Here is a 15,590-nt window from a genome sequence, read left to right on the forward strand (position 1 = left end):
GTCAGTATGCTAGCCTATTTTCCTTCAAATGCCTTATAGGCCTGAAGTTTCATTCAATATCCCGTTTTTCAATCTTTTAACTTTATCTTAATTCCACGTCCTATTTCCTTTATAGTAGGTAATATTCCTTCAAATTGCTCTGGGATATTTTCACTTAACATATATTCTGCATTTTTAGGATCATCTACATCCTTAAAGGCATACTGTACAATTAGCTTTTCTCCATCCTTACATAAAATTATACCTATAGATGAGTTGTCCCCTTCATCTCTTACTGAGTCATCCATGGCAGAAAGATGGAAAGTTAAAATTCCGAGATATTCCGGCTTAAATTTCCCTATTTTTAGTTCAACAGCTATATAACATTTTAATTTCAAATTGTAAAAAAGTAAATCCTCATAATAATCTCCACCTGAAAGTTCCATATGATGTTTTTTTCCTACTAGGGCAAATCCAGAATTCAGTTCTAGAAAAAATTCTACTACACTCTTTATAAAATGTTGTTGAAAAACCTTTTCTTTAATTTCATCCGAAATGTCCATAAAATCCATGAGATATTCATCTTTTAGTATAGGAGAAAATTTTTTAATATCTTCTTCAGATAGATCTTCTTCCTGTTCTTTTGAAATGGTATCTTTTATAAAGCAAAAACTGTCTTCAGATTTTGCTTTACTTTTTCCTTCATCCTTTTCTTCTTCAGAGTTTTTTTCCTCAGAAGTAATAATGCCTTTATTTTCAATATTTTCTTTTTCAACGGATTCTGTATTAAAAAGTTCTGCATAATCTAACTCCTGAATTCCGCATTCTTTATCTATCTCTCCTATTAAATCTTCAACGGACCAATCCTTTTCCCACATCTCATCTATGTATTCTTTTCTCTTATCAATATTTCTTATCTTATTCATGAGAATTAAGTTACACGACCAGCTTATTTTAGATGCCAATTGACTTACATAATCCTGAGAATTATATTCTTCAGCAAATCTAGCCATATTTTCTAAATTCTTTTCTGTAAAGCATAGATTACCTGGGAACTTACTTTTAAGATATTCTACTGTTTCACTTATAAATTCTGACTCGCAGCCTTCTTTTTCTCTCATTAGAATCAAATTTCCTATCTTCCAGTAGAGCATAAACATATACTCATTTATATTTACCAGTGCTTTATTTTTAAAAAGAATTATATCTTTCTCTAAGTTCTTAAAAAATGTATCCATATCATTATGATGTTCTATCATTAAAAAAATCACCTCACAATAAAATTTTTCCCATAATTTTATTATAGGGTAAAACATATAATATTACTACCCAGGTCATAGTCATTTATTTGTAATTTCTAATCTCTAAAATTTATACTTTTTACATATCTATCTTTTCCAAGCACTGTTTTTTTAAATATACTTTGGGCATTTTGCAGATACAATTCTGGTTTAGGCATAGAAGGACTAAAATGAGTAAGCCACAATTCTCCCACTTCTGCCCTTTTGGCAAGAGCAGCTGCTTCTGAAAATAACATATGTTTATACTGAATGGCCTTTGAAATATTTTCATCTTCTCCATACATCCCCTCACATATAAATACATCAGATTTTTCTACAAATTGAGCTAATTCACGAGTTGGCCTTGAATCGGTACAATAAGACACTTTTAATCCACTTCTTTTATCTCCAAGTACCATTCCAGGAGTATATATTTTTTCTTCATATTCTATCTTTTCTCCCTTTTGAAGCCTGTTCCAGAGGATTAACGGCACTTGATTTTTTAAAGCCTTGTCTCTATCAAATTTTCTATTTCTATCTACACTTATGGAATATGCAAAACAGGGCATTCCGTGGTCTACAGACAATACACCTATATTAAAATCTCCTATTTTTTCAAAGTAGCTTTCTTTACCACAAAGTTCAAGTAAGTTTATGTTATAGGGGAGCACAGGTGCTATTACCATAAGTCCCTCTATTACTTTTCTTAATCCCATAGGCCCAATTATCGTAATAGGCATATTTCTGCCGGAATTAGCTATGGTAAGAAGCAATCCTGGAAGGCCTGCTATGTGGTCTGCATGAAAATGTGTAAATAAAATTATATCTATATTTTTTATCTTACATCCAAGTATTTTTAAGCTAACCTGAGTTCCCTCACCACAATCTATAAGTAGTTTTTTTCCATTATAAGATGCTATCATAGATGTAAGGTACCTATCTGGCACAGGCATACTTCCCCCACATCCTAATAAGCATAAATCCAACATAATTTCCACCTTCTCTTCTAATTAGTATATGCCTAATGTCTATTTTTAAGCTAGAACCTAATTTAATTTTTTTATCCGATGACTACCTGCTCTAATACTCCCACGCACTCTGTGAAAGCGACTGTCACCAAATCAAAGAATTTGGGACATCTGCTTTTCTCCAAGTGGGAGTAAAGAGCAGTTACGTCCCTGGATAACGATTTCTCCTAAAGGATAACGCCTTCTAAGTGCTGAAGCACTAAGAATCCTGTTAATAAGCATCAGGTGGAGTCAAAACTCCATCTGATGCCAAGAACTCTGTTTATCACTTGAGAGATTAAAATAAAAAATAGGATTTATCCTGAGATCATCTACACCTTCAGTGATAAATCCTTAATTATATAAGTGTTTTAAAATAATTCATCTATTATAACTTTTATTTAAGAAGTTTTTACGGCAATCATGCACTTAATATTAAATCATCAATTTTACAGCCAAGTATCTTTGCAATCACTGCAACTTTTTCAAGGCTTGGATTTTTCTTATCTCCTCTCTCCAATTCTTCCAAATAAGATTTTGAAATTGAAGTTTGAAATCTGGTATCTTTAGCAAGATTTTGAATATCCAAAGTAGTATACCCCAAACTTACTCTTATATCACGAATTTTTTTTCCGTTTAACATAAGAAAACCCCCTATTTAATATTAACTTCTTTAAGTTGATTATATTACTTTTAATCAAGAATTTACAGATAAATTTTATCTTTTTAACATAAACCTAACAAATATTTAATAGTACAACTGTGTTATAATACCATTAAGTATTATAATAAGGTGGTTTTTACATGAAACATTATGAAGTTCTTTACTTACTAAAAGAAAATAGAAATGACTTTGTTTCCGGTCAACTTATAAGCGAGAAATTAGGTGTAAGCCGTACTGCTATATGGAAATATATAAAAGCATTAAAAGAAGAAGGTTATACTATAGACTCTTCCTCTAAAAAAGGCTATAAACTTATAAGTTCCCCTGATATACTTACTTCTGAAGAAATTAAAGGCTATTTGAATACAAAATATATAGGCAAAAAAATTATTCATTATGAAAGTATAGGATCTACAAATACCACAGCAAAAAAATTAGCTGAACAGGGAGAAGAAAATGGGACTATAATTATAGCCGAGGAACAAACTGCAGGACGGGGCAGGATCGGCAGAACATGGTCATCTCCTAAATATAAAAGCATATATTTTTCTATAATATTGCGGCCGAATGTAAATCCTATGGAAGTTCCAAAGATAACACAGATAATTGCTGCTGCCATAATAGAAGGATTAAAAGAATTGAAAATAGAAGCTAAAGTAAAATGGCCAAATGATATAGTAATAGATGGTAAAAAAGTTTGCGGTATTTTGACAGAAATGAGCGGCGAATTAAACAAAGTAAATTATGTAATTCCTGGAACAGGCATAAATGTAAATTTAAATAAAGAAGATTTCCAAGAAGATATTTTAAATAAAGCCACTTCTCTTAAAATGGAAACAGGATCAACTATGGATAGAAAAGTTACCTTAGGCACTATATTAAATAAATTTGAACCTCTATATGAAGAATTCGTTCAAAAAGGAACTATTGAATCCTCTATAGAAGTATGCAAAAATAATTCTGCTGCTATAGGTAAAAATATACGTATAATTCAAAATAAAAATGAAAGACAGGCAAAAGCAGTAGATCTAGCTGAGGATGGTAGATTAATCGTACAATATGAAAATGGTTCTTTTGAAAAATTAATATCTGGAGAAATTTCTATAAGGGGTTTAGATAAATATATTTAAAAAGGTTAAAACTTTTATATTTAAATCATAATAAAAATAGCTAAAAAATATATTTAAGGATGTGCTAAAAAATGATTTTAATAAAAAACGTAGAATTATTTAATCCTAAATCCATGGGGAAAAAAAGTATATTAACATGTTTTGATAAAATAGCTTACATATCTAAAAAGATAGACTTTCCATCTAGTAATTTCCCTACAGTTGAAATAATAGATGGTGATGACTTAATTGCAATTCCCGGTTTAATTGATCTCCACATACATATAAATGGGGCCGGGGGTGAAGGAGGCTTTAATAACAGAACTCCTGAACTAAACCTTACAAATCTTACTTTGAACGGTATCACTACCTGTGTAGGACTTTTGGGAACAGATGGAATTACAAGAAGCATGGGTGGACTTATAGCTAAAGCCCGGGCTCTTGAAAAGGAAGGCATAACAACCTACTGCTGGACAGGGTGTTACTCCGTTCCCACAAGGACTCTTACAGACAGTGTGAGAGGAGATATTGTACTCGTAGATAAAATAATAGGAGCTGGTGAAATAGCTGTATCCGATCACAGGGACAGTCATCCTTCTGAAGAGGATTTAATACATTTAGCTTGTGAAACAAGAATAGGTGGAATCATTTCAGGCAAATGTGGTGTACTTCACATGCATCTAGGAGATGGTAAAAAAGGTATGACTCCTCTATTTGATTTAATAGATAAATCAGACATACCTTTTGAAAACTTGCTGCCCACACATTTAAATAGAAACAGTTTAGTATCCAAGCAAGCTTTAGAATATTTAAAAATAGGTGGATTTATAGATATAACTACTGGAATTAAAAATGAAGGAGATACTGCTCAAAGTGCCGCTGAACTCTACAGTAAAATTCTAAAGGAAAATATATCTCCTTATCATGTAACTATGAGCTCTGATGCAGGAGGAAGCATGCCTATATTTGACGATAAAGGCAATCTAACAAAATTAACCGTAGGACTTCCCTCTACAGATATGGAGTCAATAAGAGAGTGTATAAAAATGGGGCTATCTATGGAACAATCCCTCATCCCCTTCACTTCATCTCCTGCAAAATTTCTAAAATTTGAACATAAGGGCTCTCTCCTTGAAGGTTATGATGCTGATCTAATTTTATTGGATAAAAAACTAAACATACATACCCTCATAAGTAAGGGCAAAATTATGGTTCAAAATTATAAACCATTAGTATATGGAACCTTTGAAAATAGTTAACAATGCACAATTCACAATTAATGAAATTTTGCCTGAAGGCAAAATAAATTTAAAGAATTTTCAGCTTTCGCTGAAAATCCTCATTAATTGTGCACTGTCCATTGTGCATTGTTTAAATTGATATTATAACTTCCTCATAAGGAATTATTGTCTTTGCCCTAAGCATTGCATTTTTCACTGCATTTACAATGCCTGAGCAGCATGGTACTTCCATTCTCACTACAGTTATACTTTTCAAATCATTTTTTTCTATAATTTCAGTTAATTTATCTTCATAATATTTAATGTCGTCTAACTTAGGACACCCTATTACTGTAATGTGATCCTTTATAAATTTTTTGTGAAAATCTCCACAGGCATATGCAGTACAATCAGCAGCTACAAGTAACTTCGCATTCTTAAGATAAGGTGCATTTGTATTTATAAGTCTCAATTGAACAGGCCACTGTGTTAACTCAGAAGCGGCACTAAAATCTTCCGAATTCTTTTTATCTGTATACGCATTTTTATCTGAAGCTCTCTCTATTCTTCTAGCTGCTGTACCTGGACATCCACAAGGCATAACTTCTTCCTTTTCTTTAGCCTTTTTAGCAACTAGTTCCTCATCATAATCCTTGCTTTCTCTTTCAATTATACTTATAGCTCCTGTAGGACATTCAGGAAGACAGTCACCAAGTCCGTCACAGTACTCATCACTTATAAGTTCAGCTTTTCCCTTTACAAGTTCAATAGCACCTTCATGACATGCATTTACGCAAAGTCCACATCCATTGCATTTCTCTTTATTTATATTAACAATTTTTCTTATCATAATATTTTCTCCTCCTTATTTTACTGTCTATATTATAATAAAATGCAGTCACAAAATCCGTAACATATGTTACTAAGTCTAAAGAGTACATAACAGATAACAATATCTTTCTTTAAATAGAGAAAAGGAAACGAAAATTTCGTTTCCTTCTCTACTACTTATTGTACAATTATCTGCATCCACAACCGCAACATAACAATAACAGTATTATTATTATTACTACTTCTTTTCCTCTATTACCTCGTCTACAACATGACATAAAGAACCCTCCTTATCTTCCTATAATAATTCTAAGCTATCTAATTTCTCATCATTTGCTCTACACTTTATTATATTAATTAAGTTTATAAAGGTTACTGTTAAGTTGAAAAACTTACATTTTTAAGATTAGTAACTACTAGCATCCACAACCGCAGCATAGTAATAATAATATTATAATTATTACTACCTCTTTTCCGTAACCCCCACATCTACATGACATAAAGTTTCCCTCCTTGTCTTCTTTTAATATTTTTATAAATATTTATTGATTCTCACTTTTCATCATCTGTTCTATACTTCTATAATATTAATTAACTTAATAAATGTTACTTTTAATTTTCGCTAGTGACAATTAGAAATTTGTCTTATTTAAAATATATGATATAGTTATATGTGAAAATGTTTAACTATACCATAAAAATTTGGAGGTACATAATACTTATGGATGAATTAGAAATTAATAATAAGTTGCAACAAGCTTTTGATACCTTAATCCCCTATATGCATTACTTTTTTGATGATGAAATAGCCTTTACCATGTCAACTACAACTCATTTTTTAAGAGTAGTAAATAGCAAAAATATTAATATGAATGCAAAACCAGGTGATCCTTTAAGACCTACTGGTGCAGCTTATGAATGCATAAAAGCAAGAAAACCTATTTCTACTATAGTTCCTAAAGAAACTTTCGGTGTAGAAATAAAAGCTATAGGACTACCTGTAAAGGAAGGTAATGAAATAGTAGGAAGTATAGTACTTGTAAAAAGTTTGGAGAGGCACAATAAATTTGTTGATATGTCTAAAGTGCTGTCAAGTGCCATAGAAACTCTTTCTGAAACCTCAAGTGTACTATCTTCTGATATAGATGAAATGACAAAACATAATGAAATTCTATTATCAGAAGTAAACGATGCCTCTGATAAAACTAAAAATACAGATGAAGTTTTAAATTTTATCAGAAATATAGCATCTGAAACTAATCTACTGGGATTAAATGCATCTATTGAAGCAGCAAGAGCTGGAGATCAGGGAAAAGGATTTACAGTAGTAGCAAACCAGATAAGAAAATTATCTAACTCCAGCAGTAAGTCTATAAACGAAATAAATTCTACATTAACTGAAATAGAAAAATCTGTAGCCAAAATATCTGAAGGCCTTGCATCAACAAAAGATACTTTTAATAACCAATTCTCCAAAATTCACGAAATAGATTCTTCCATAAATAACTTATCCGAATTGGTAGACAAGCTTAAAGATTTATCTGAATAAATCAATGAATCTTACTTAGTGGGAAAAGCGACTATCACCAAATCAAAGATTTGGTGATAGTCGCTTTTCCCACTAAGTCTAGATGAATTATCTAGAGGCGTAGCTACTGTTATGCACAGCATAAGAACTCTAAATCGCTAAAGCTCAAGAGTTCTAATACCTCCCACTTTGATAGAAGTGGGAGTATTACAGTAGGTAGCCATCAGATAAAACTCAGGAATTTGATTTCCTGAGTTTTCCTTTTACTTAATATTGTTTTTCTCTATAAGGTTATGCCCTTCTATCCAATCTACAAATTGTCTTGCAGTTCTTGCAGAACGTCCATTGTACCAAAGTTCCCATTTAAGAGCCTCCCTATGTAGAGTATCTTTGTCTATATTTAATTTTCTTCTTTCAGCTATTCCATCTACAATTTGCAAATATTTATTTTTATCTGGAGATACAAATACTACATTTATTCCAAATCTATCTGCCAGTGAAAGTTTTTCCTGCACACTATCTCCTTCATGTACTTCCCCTTCGGAGCCGGAATAGGAAGACGTCATTCTTTCATTAAAATATTCTTTTACAAGATGTCTCCTATTTGATGTAGCATATATTATAATATTTGAAGATTTATTTTCAAGTCCTCCTTCAAGTATAGACTTAAGTGCAGTATAACTTTCTTCATCATCCCCAAATACAAGGTCATCTATAAATATAATAAATTTTTCAGGCCTGTTTTTTAATTTTCTTATTATATTGGGAAAATCCACAAGATAAGATTTGGGAAGTTCAATCATACGAAGTCCTTGAGTATAATATTTATTGAGTATGGCTTTTACCGTGGATGATTTACCTGTACCCCTATCTCCATGAAGAAGTACATTGTTTGCAAAAAATCCATTTAAAAACTGCAGTGTATTTTCTATTACTATTTGGTGCTCTCTCTCATATCCAATAAGATCTGAAATATCAATAGGATCAGGATTTTCAATTCCCTTAAAGCAGCCTTTGCCCTCAATATGTTCCCATATAAAAGCCCTATAACGAGCAAAAATTCCACAACCATAGTGATTATGAAAATCTTGAATATCATCTACGCATTCATCCCAGTTATCACTATTATAAAGTTTTTGTTTTACATCTCTTACATACCCTGGACTATTTATACCTTCAAAATCAACTTCTGTTTTCCACTCCGGTAATCTCTCTACTATCTGTTTTAACTTGCCGTCAGAAATATACTTTAACAAACTTTCCTTTACATCTGCGGAAGTTAATTTAGCAATACAACAAAGATTTCTTAAATCGTTTTTAGCAGCTTTCTTAATTACATCTTCTTCTTTTTCTAATTCTTTGTTTTCAGCTTTCATGGAAAATGGATTTTCATTAAAAATCAATTTATCCATGATATATTCCTGTAGAGAACAATATCCGCTGTTTACTAATTTAAAAAAGGAATCATTGTACATGTTTACAGCACAACCTATATTGATTTTCCCCATATCAATATAGCTTATAAGATTTCTCAAATTTCTTATTACCTCATCTTCAAGTAAATTTCTATAGATAGATACTGAATCAAAAGCTAGTTTTACATATCTTATTTCAAAAACATTTTTTAAATTTATGCTTTCCATAAAAAGCCCCCTATGTATCTTTGTTTTTAGTATATATTCCATTTTAACACACAAGGATATGATTTTAAATCATATTGCAAATTCTATGTTATACTTATACATGAACTTAAAACTATAGCAAATTAGGGGGATAATTATGGATATAACAAATTTAAAACTAGAGGACTTAAAAGAAAATTTAAGAAATATTAAAAGTGGAGTAATTGCCTTTTCAGGTGGTGTGGACAGCACTTTTTTGCTAAAAGTTGCCCATGATATCCTTGAAGATAAAATAATAGCAGTTACTGCTGCTTCATCTACTTATCCTAAAAGGGAATTAGAAGAAGCTAAAAAATATGCCAAATCAATAGGTGTAAGACATCTAATTATAGAATCAGAAGAACTAGATATTAAAGGCTATAAAGAAAATTCTGTAGACAGATGTTACTACTGTAAAAAAGAATTATTTTCAAAACTAAAAAAAATTGCAGAAGAAAATAATGCAACTTATGTTTTAGATGGAGCAAATTTGGATGACACTGGAGACTTTAGACCAGGCATGAAAGCAGCTAAAGAACTAGGCATATTAAGTCCTCTAAAAGAAGCTGAACTTACCAAAGAAGATATTAGAAATCTTTCAAAAAGAATGGGACTTCCAACCTGGAACAAGCCTTCTTTTGCATGCCTATCTTCCAGATTTCCTTATGGAAATGAGATTAACAGTCAAAAACTAAAAATGGTAGAAGATGCAGAGCAATTTCTTCTGGATTTAGGTTTTAAACAAATTAGGGTAAGGCATCACAATGAAATTGCCCGAATTGAAGTTGCTCCAGAAGAAAGAGCTAAGTTTTTTAATGTAGATTTGATGAATAAGGTTGGACAAAAGTTAAAAGAAATAGGTTTTACATACGTAACCCTAGATCTATTAGGCTATAAAACTGGCAGCATGAATGCTGTATTAAAGGATGCTAAATAGGGGATTTCTAAGCAAAAATTAACTCATACTACGGATATTTTTAGTAATTAAAAATTAATAGTTAAGAATTAATAGTTATGGTTGATTTTCTTCCGTTAACACTACAGAAAATCTAAAATATAATAATAAACGTATCTGCAGAAATACTTTGCTGTAGGTTTTCTAACTTAAAAATCAACTTATATGAAGGCATATTTTTACAATAATGAAGCTCTTTTAAATATTTTGTAACTAAGTCTTAGGAAAAAATTTTAAAAAAATCCAGAACTTTTGAATTGTTTGAGGTACGAGTTTTCAAAAGTTCTCAGTATTTTTTAAATTTTTTACTTAGACTTATCAAAATATTTAATGAGCTGAAGGTTGTAAAATATATCCGAAGTATAAATTGATTTTTGTTTAGAAACTCTACATTTTATGGTGCTGAATTTTATCATTACATGCCCTGTATAAGTTAACTTTCAAGCTGCAAACCTATTTCTTAAAATTCTATCTTGATATTATACTCTTTAAGCCATGTATTTACCTGAATAAGATAAGCAAGAAGCTGTGGTCCTCTCATAAGTTGGCCAAACCAAGGTGCTTTAAAAGAAGATCCACCTGTATCTATTAATGTCTTAACTGATTTTTTATCTATAAGCGGCAAAATAGGAGAACTCTTGTCTTTCATAATATCTGACATCCGCTTTGTAACTATTTTTGTATATTCCGGGTTATGAGTTTTTGGATAAGGGCTCTTTTTCCTTTCAACAATTTCTTTTGGCAGTATTCCCTTTAACGCCTTTCTCAGTAACCCCTTTTCTCTGCCTTTATAAAATTTTATCTCCGGTGGTATATTAAACGCATACTCTACCAATCTATAATCTGCAAAAGGTACTCTAACTTCCAAACTATTAGACATACTCATACGATCTTTTCTATTTAAAAGTGTTATCATAAACCATTTTATATTTAAATAAAATAATTCTCTCATTCTGTACTCTAATTTAGATTCACCATCTATGTGGGGCACCTGTTTTATACTACTTTTATATTGTTCATTTAGATATTCCTCCAAATCAAGTGCCTTTAATTCATCAGACAATATTTCCTTTCTTGAATTAATAGATTTTGACCATGGAAAAGTATCTGCATTAATGTCTTCAGGTCTTCTATACCACGGATATCCTCCAAAAATTTCATCTGCACATTCTCCTGACAGTGCAACTGTATTGTCTTTCCTTATTTCCTTGCAAAAAAGATATAGTGAGGAATCAATATCTGCCATTCCAGGCAAATCACTAGCTCTTACAGAATCATAAAGGGCATCTGCTAAATCAGAACTTGTATTTATAATCCCATGATGAACACTTTTTATATAATCCGACATTTTTAATGCCCAGACTCTATCCGGCGTAGGTTCGAAAGAATTTGCTTTAAAATATTTGTCATTATCTTCATAATCAATAGAGTAGGTATTTAAAGTCTTTCCTTGTTTTTTAAATTCTGCTGCAGCTACTGTAGATATAACACTAGAATCAAGTCCTCCTGAAAGCAGTGTACAAACGGGTACATCTGCTACAAGCTGCCTCTTAATAGCATCTACAAGCAGTGTTTTTACATGCTGAGCTGTTGTTTCTGTATCTTCATTGTGAATTTTACACTGTGGTTTCCAGTATTCTCGCAGCTTAATACCATATCTATCATATAGAACATAATTAGCAGGTGGTACTTCATATATGCCTTTAAATACACCTCCACCCAAAGATCTAGCAGGCCCAAGGGCAAATATTTCAGTCAAACCATCCCTATCAACTACAGGTTCAATAAAGGGATGAGCCAATAATGTTTTTATTTCTGAGCCAAATATAAGTGAATTATTTTTTACTGTATAAAATAGTGGTTTTACTCCTAATGGATCTCTTGCCATAAATATCTGATTTTTACTTTCATCCCATATTGCAAAAGCATATATTCCATTTATATGTTTCAAACAATTTACTCCCCAATGGATATAACTAGTTAGAAGTACCTCTGTATCAGAATAGGATTTAAAAGAATAATTTTCCTTTACAAGTAACTTTCTTAAATCCTCAGTATTATAAAGTTCTCCATTGTATACAATAATATATCTCCTGCCACCTACACTTTTTGACATGGGCTGTACACCACCAGAAGGATCCACAACTACAAGTCTCCTGTGCCCTAAAAGTGCATTTTTAGAAAAGTAATAGCCTGCATCGTCAGGTCCTCTTTTCTTTAAAGTATCTGTCATATTTAAAATAACATCTCTATTTTTAGAAATGTCCTCTTTTAAATTAATCCATCCTGCAATTCCACACATAAGAAGCCGCCTCCGAATAAATATTATTAATGTACATATAATTTAATCTATGATTTAAAAAATATATATGTGAATAAATTTTTCTATTTATCCGATGACTACCTGCTCTAATTTAATGTTTCAAAAGTGTATCCTTTTGACTTTAAATACTGTATTACCTCAGGAAGAGCTTGTACTGTTGTTCCCTTTGTAGCAGCATCATGCATCAAAACTACTACAGTATCATCATTACTGTATTTTCTAAGCTCATTTAATAAAACATCCACAGGAACATTATTTCTCATAGCATCTCCAATCCAATCATTCCAATCCACATAATGATATCCTGCTTTTGTAACTGCATCTTTAAAAGGATCCAAATTCAAATGACGTGTATTAAAAGAGCCTCCTGGAAATCTCATAAGTTTTAAATTATAATCCTTTCCAACTATGGACTTAATTACCGTATCACATCTATTTATGTCATCTACAAACACTGATGGATCTTGCCTGTATCTAAGTTCATGGCTGTAAGTATGGTTTCCAACTACATGTCCTTCTTTTACTTCTTCTTTTACCAAATCCTTATTTCTCTCAGCATTTTGTCCAATTAAAAAGAAAGTTGCCTTTATATTATTTTGCTTCAAAATTTGAAGTATTTTTAAAGTATTTGGAGAAGGACCATCATCAAAAGTTAAGTAAGCCACTTTCTTTCCATCTGTTCTCTTGGTTTTCCAAGGCATATACGCTCCTGCAGGCTGTTTTGTTGTAAATCTTTGTTTTAGTTCATCCTTCTGCTTTTCTTCAGCACTTTTCTGATGCTCTACTTTATTAGAAGTAGTTACTACTGCATGTTTCTTATATGCAACTTTAGTTCCTATAAAAAATGCCCAACCAAAAATACATAAGAAAATGATTCCTATAATTATATTGTTTCTTCTCTTGATGATTCTATTTTTTTTAATTCTGTCCTCATATTTATTCATCAGTTCCATCTCCCTAATAAGATTCTAATGTCATACTGCATTTGAAAGAAAATAACAAGTCAAATAGACTAGTATACTGACTAGATATTTCTTCTAGATATTTCTTTGAAAATACCTAAGTAAAATTAAAAAATAGCATTTCGATACCTTCCTTTAATTTCACTTCATTAATTTCCCTATTTATAGTATAATAAATCATTCTATTTTACTATACATTATGACAAAATGTAATCATTTTGTAATTTGTTTTAACTCTTTAATGATATATTCTAAAAAATCTGAAATTATTCATTGGCATAAAAAAACTATAGAGAAGCTATTTGTAGTACTATCACTTCTCTATAGTTAAATTATTTTAGATTATTTTTTTATTTTAAAAGAACTCTTAAGAGATACTATTCTATTAAATACTATTTTCCCCTCTTTAGCAAACCTAGGATCAACATTGAAATATCCATGTCTGAAAAATTGAAACTTTTGGCCTGGTTTTGCATTTTTCATATCAGGCTCCAAAAATCCATTTAATATTTCCAAGGAATTTGGATTTACATTATCTAAAAATGAATCACTGCCTTCTTCTTCCTTTTCATCCAAAATTAAAGGTTCATAAAGTCTTATTTCTGCTGGAATTGCAGTACTTGCATTTACCCAGTGAAGTGTACCTCTAACTTTTCTTCCGTCAGGACTATTTCCGCCCTTTGATGCAGGATCATAGCTGCAGTGAAGCTCTTTTATATTTCCTTCTTCATCTTTTATGACTTCTTCACATTTTATAAAATAAGCACCTTTTAACCTAACTTCATTTCCCGGAAATAATCTATAATACTTTTTAGGTGGATTTTCCATAAAGTCTTCTTGTTCAATATATATTTCCTTTGAAAAAGGTACTTTTCTAGTTCCTGCTGCAGGATCATCTGGATTATTTTCAATTTCAAAAGTATCACATTGTCCTTCAGGATAATTTGTTATTACGACTTTTAGCGGCCTTAAAACAGCCATAGTTCTAGGTGCTTTTGTTTCCAGATCATCTCTTAAAAAGTAATCTAGCATTTGAGAATCTACTACACTACTTGCTTTTGCCACACCTATAGCTTTGCAGAATTTACAAACAGATTCTGGTGTAAATCCTCTTCTTCTAAGTCCTGCAATAGTTGGCATACGCGGATCATCCCAGCCATCCACAAAATTCTCATCTACTAACTTTTTAAGTTTTCTCTTACTCATTACCATATTTGTAATGTTGAGTCTAGCAAACTCTATCTGCTTTGGTACATTTTCCATTTCACATTCACGCACTACCCAATCATAAAGAGGCCTGTGATCCTCAAACTCAAGTGTGCATATAGAGTGAGTTACTCCTTCAATGGCATCTTCTAGCGGATGTGCAAAATCATACATAGGATATATGCACCATTTATCTCCTGTATTGTGATGTGGGGCATGTGCTATACGATATATAATTGGATCTCTCATATTTATGTTAGGAGAAGTCACATCAATTTTAGCTCTTAAAACCTTTTCTCCGTCTTTAAATTCTCCATTTTTCATTCTTTCAAATAATTCAAGATTTTCTTCTACAGTTCTATTTCTATAAGGACTTTCCTTTCCAGGTTTAGTTAAAGTACCCCTGTATTCTCTTATTTCATCTGGAGTCAAATCGCACACAAAAGCCTTACCTTTTTTTATTAAAAGTAATGCTCTTTTATACATTTCATCAAAATAACTGGAGGCAAAGTGCAATTCATCCCAGTCATATCCAAGCCATTTTACATCTTCTTTTATTGACTCTACATATTCCGTATCCTCTTTTGAAGGATTAGTATCATCAAATCTTAAATTAGTTCTTCCACCAAATTCATCTGCCAATCCAAAATTTAAAACTATTGACTTTGCATGGCCTATATGTAAATATCCATTAGGTTCTGGAGGAAACCTTGTTATTATTTTTTTATACTTTCCTGACTTCATGTCTTCTTCTACTATGTTTTTAATAAAATTTGATGAACTCTTGCTTTCTTCCATAAGTTAACCATCCTTTTCTAAAACTTATTTATCTGATGGATACCTACTGTAACACTCCCACTTTTAT

12 protein-coding genes are annotated in these 15,590 nt (G+C 31.4%); 4 read left to right on the forward strand and 8 right to left on the reverse strand.

Features of this window, described 5'->3' with window-relative positions; all coding sequences use genetic code 11:
* Positions 1–68: 68 nt before the first annotated feature.
* The 3 genes from CLRAG_RS04165 to CLRAG_RS04175 all read right to left on the reverse strand — a co-directional run bounded on the left by CLRAG_RS04165 (position 69) and on the right by CLRAG_RS04175 (position 2,909).
* The gene (locus CLRAG_RS04165) at positions 69–1,238 is read right to left on the reverse strand and encodes a PDDEXK nuclease domain-containing protein (protein ID WP_065077234.1); all 1,170 of its coding nucleotides are present in this window, start codon (positions 1,236–1,238) and stop codon (positions 69–71) included.
* Positions 1,239–1,336: 98 nt separating this feature from the next.
* Positions 1,337–2,248: a ribonuclease Z gene (locus CLRAG_RS04170; RefSeq protein ID WP_065077235.1), complete on the reverse strand. Its 912-nt coding sequence runs from the start codon at positions 2,246–2,248 to the stop codon at positions 1,337–1,339.
* Between the two features lie 439 nt (positions 2,249–2,687).
* Entirely contained in the window at positions 2,688–2,909 is a 222-nt protein-coding gene (locus CLRAG_RS04175) for a helix-turn-helix domain-containing protein (RefSeq protein ID WP_013239313.1), read from the reverse strand.
* Between the two features lie 161 nt (positions 2,910–3,070).
* On the opposite strand from CLRAG_RS04175, the gene CLRAG_RS04180 reads away from it, so the two are divergent.
* Both CLRAG_RS04180 and iadA read left to right on the forward strand, forming a co-directional pair.
* Entirely contained in the window at positions 3,071–4,060 is a 990-nt protein-coding gene (locus tag CLRAG_RS04180; protein WP_065077236.1) for a biotin--[acetyl-CoA-carboxylase] ligase, read from the forward strand.
* A gap of 71 nt (positions 4,061–4,131) precedes the next feature.
* Positions 4,132–5,298: a beta-aspartyl-peptidase gene (iadA, locus tag CLRAG_RS04185; RefSeq protein WP_065077237.1), complete on the forward strand. Its 1,167-nt coding sequence runs from the start codon at positions 4,132–4,134 to the stop codon at positions 5,296–5,298.
* Positions 5,299–5,410: 112 nt separating this feature from the next.
* Here the strand turns inward: iadA and CLRAG_RS04190 are convergent, their stop codons facing one another.
* Complete coding sequence (locus tag CLRAG_RS04190) at positions 5,411–6,109, reverse strand: ATP-binding protein (protein ID WP_065077238.1); 699 nt, start codon at positions 6,107–6,109, stop codon at positions 5,411–5,413.
* A 702-nt stretch (positions 6,110–6,811) separates the two neighbouring features.
* Between CLRAG_RS04190 and CLRAG_RS04195 the strand changes: the two genes are divergently transcribed.
* Entirely contained in the window at positions 6,812–7,639 is an 828-nt protein-coding gene (locus tag CLRAG_RS04195; protein WP_083985536.1) for a methyl-accepting chemotaxis protein, read from the forward strand.
* Positions 7,640–7,881: 242 nt separating this feature from the next.
* Here the strand turns inward: CLRAG_RS04195 and CLRAG_RS04200 are convergent, their stop codons facing one another.
* The gene (locus CLRAG_RS04200; protein ID WP_065077239.1) at positions 7,882–9,261 is read right to left on the reverse strand and encodes an ATP-binding protein; all 1,380 of its coding nucleotides are present in this window, start codon (positions 9,259–9,261) and stop codon (positions 7,882–7,884) included.
* A gap of 136 nt (positions 9,262–9,397) precedes the next feature.
* On the opposite strand from CLRAG_RS04200, the gene larE reads away from it, so the two are divergent.
* A complete protein-coding gene (gene larE / locus CLRAG_RS04205; RefSeq protein ID WP_065077240.1) occupies positions 9,398–10,216 on the forward strand; it encodes an ATP-dependent sacrificial sulfur transferase LarE in 819 nt (272 codons plus the stop codon).
* A 478-nt stretch (positions 10,217–10,694) separates the two neighbouring features.
* Here larE and asnB read toward each other — a convergent pair whose 3' ends face one another.
* The 3 genes from asnB to CLRAG_RS04220 form a co-directional block, all read right to left on the reverse strand.
* Entirely contained in the window at positions 10,695–12,536 is a 1,842-nt protein-coding gene (asnB, locus tag CLRAG_RS04210; RefSeq protein ID WP_065077241.1) for an asparagine synthase (glutamine-hydrolyzing), read from the reverse strand.
* A gap of 107 nt (positions 12,537–12,643) precedes the next feature.
* Positions 12,644–13,501: a polysaccharide deacetylase family protein gene (locus CLRAG_RS04215; RefSeq protein WP_065077242.1), complete on the reverse strand. Its 858-nt coding sequence runs from the start codon at positions 13,499–13,501 to the stop codon at positions 12,644–12,646.
* Between the two features lie 360 nt (positions 13,502–13,861).
* Positions 13,862–15,523 carry a glutamine--tRNA ligase/YqeY domain fusion protein gene (locus CLRAG_RS04220; RefSeq protein WP_065077243.1) on the reverse strand — a complete coding sequence of 554 codons (1,662 nt, stop codon included), beginning with the start codon at positions 15,521–15,523 and terminating at the stop codon, positions 13,862–13,864.
* Positions 15,524–15,590: the final 67 nt, after the last annotated feature.

The organism is Clostridium ragsdalei P11 (assembly GCF_001675165.1).
Classification (GTDB): domain Bacteria; phylum Bacillota; class Clostridia; order Clostridiales; family Clostridiaceae; genus Clostridium_B; species Clostridium_B ragsdalei.